At 71.7% G+C, this 1923-nt stretch carries 1 protein-coding gene and 1 pseudogene; both read left to right on the top strand.

Translation table 11 applies throughout. From position 1 onward, the window contains the following. Positions 1 to 1160: pseudogene (locus WA805_RS21390) on the top strand (hypothetical protein); the annotation flags it as partial. Continuing rightward, the coding region (locus WA805_RS21385; RefSeq protein ID WP_425243213.1) for a hypothetical protein at positions 1157 to 1923 on the top strand (767 nt) is incomplete at its 3' end. The pseudogene WA805_RS21390 and the gene WA805_RS21385, both read left to right, overlap by 4 nt.

Raw genomic sequence — 1923 nt, 5'->3', positions numbered from 1 at the left:
GACTCGGCTGCCTCGCGTTCGCGGTGGTGGTGGCCACGTTCCCGCTGGCCAGCATGGCCGGCCAGCTCAACCCCCAGATCGTCGCCTCCACACTGGTCACCCTCGCGTTCGCGGCGGTGGGCCTGCTCGTCGCGCTCCGCCAGCCGCGCAACGCCATGGGGTGGCTGCTGCTGGCCGGCAGCGTGCTGGTCGCACTCAACTTCGCCGCCGCGTACTACGCCGAGTTGGATTACCGGCTGGGGCACCACCTGCCGCTGGGCGCCGTCGCGCTGGTGCTGCAGCCGAGCTGGGCGCCGGGCATTGTCTCTTTCGGGCTCGCCGTCTTGCTGTTTCCCGACGGGAGGCTGCCGTCGCCGCGGCTGCGCTGGATCCTCCGGGTCTACCTGGCGATCGGCGCGGTCTGGGCGGGCGGCGCCGTGGCGATCACGATCGGCGCCATCGCCGCCGGGCAGGTGCGCGTCGACTCTAGCGGGGGCCTGGTTAGCATCGACAGCCCGCACGGTGACACCGAATGGTGGGGCATCGTCCAGATCGTGTTCTTCGTGCTGCTGATAGCCATCGCGATCGGCTCGCTCGCCGGGCAGGCGGTGCGGTTCAGGCGGTCCACGGGAGAACGCCGCCAGCAGCTCAAATGGCTGCTGAGCGGCACCGCCGTCGCCATGCCCGGGCTGGCCCTGTCCATCGCGTTCAGCAACCCCACCGGTTTCCTTGGCGTGGTCGGCGGCATCGGCTTCGCGATGGTGGCGGCGCTGCCGATCGGCATCGGCGTGGCCGTCTTGCGGTACCGGCTGTACGACATCGACCGCCTCATCAGCCGCACGCTCGCCTACGGCGCAGTCACCGTGCTGCTCGCCGGGGCGTACGCGGGCCTGGTCCTGCTGGCGACCAGGGAGCTGCGGTTCTCTTCCGAGGTGGCGGTGGCGGTGTCGACGCTGGCGGCGGCGGCCGCGTTCAACCCGGTGCGGCGGCGGGTGCAGCACGCCGTCGACCGCCGGTTCAACCGAGCCCGCTACGACGCGGACCTGATCGTGGCGGCCTTCGCCGCCCGGCTGCAGGACACGGCCGATCCCGACGCGACCACGCTCGACCTGGGCGAGACCGTCCAGCAGGCGCTCGAGCCCGCGCGCCTGTCGCTGTGGATTGGAGAGGTCGCGTCATGACAGGCACCGCGCAGGCGACGCGGGCGGCGCGGTCGCGGCCTCCCTGGCCGAAGGTGGCCATGGCCATGGCCGCGGCTGTGGTGGCGCTGCTCGCCACCGCCCCGTACCTCGGCTCGCAGACAGGTCCTGGGTCGGCCGGGTCGACGATCGGCGGGTTCGCGCTCGGACTGATGTTCCTCATCATGGCCGCGGTGGGCCTGGTCGTGGCGCGTTTCCAGCGCCGCAACCCAATCGGATACCTGCTGCTTGGCACTGCCTTGTGCTTCCTGATCACGCTGACCGCCGGCGGCTATGCCACGCTCGTGTACCCGCAGCACCGTCATCTTCCGTTCGGCGCGGTCGCGCTCGCGGCGGCCCAGGTAGGGCTACTCGCCATCTTCATGCTGCCGCTGATCGTGCTGCTCTTCCCTGACGGCCGGCTGCCGTCACGGCGCTGGCGCCGGCTTGTCGCCTGCGTCCTCGCGCTCGCGGTCTACGCCGTGGCGGCGAACGAGATCGGGATCGTGGCCGGGCTGCTCGGTCACCGGCTGCGGATCAGTTCGGACGGCACCGCGGTCATCGCCGCCCCGCTGTCCACTAGCGCCACTCTCGCGGGCTTCGCCGGGGTGGCCGTGCTGTGCGTGGCCGCCATCGTGCGCCAGGTGCTGGCCTGGCGGCGCGCGGGTACCGACCGGCGCCAGCAGATCAAGTGGCTGCTCAGCGGGGTGGGCGTGTTCCTCGTGATCGGCATTCCGTCCCTCGGGGTCAGCTCGGACATCTGGGA

The organism is Trebonia sp., assembly GCF_049794275.1.
Lineage (GTDB): Bacteria > Actinomycetota > Actinomycetes > Streptosporangiales > Streptosporangiaceae > Trebonia.
This window is presented reverse-complemented; position numbering and strand designations above follow the sequence as displayed.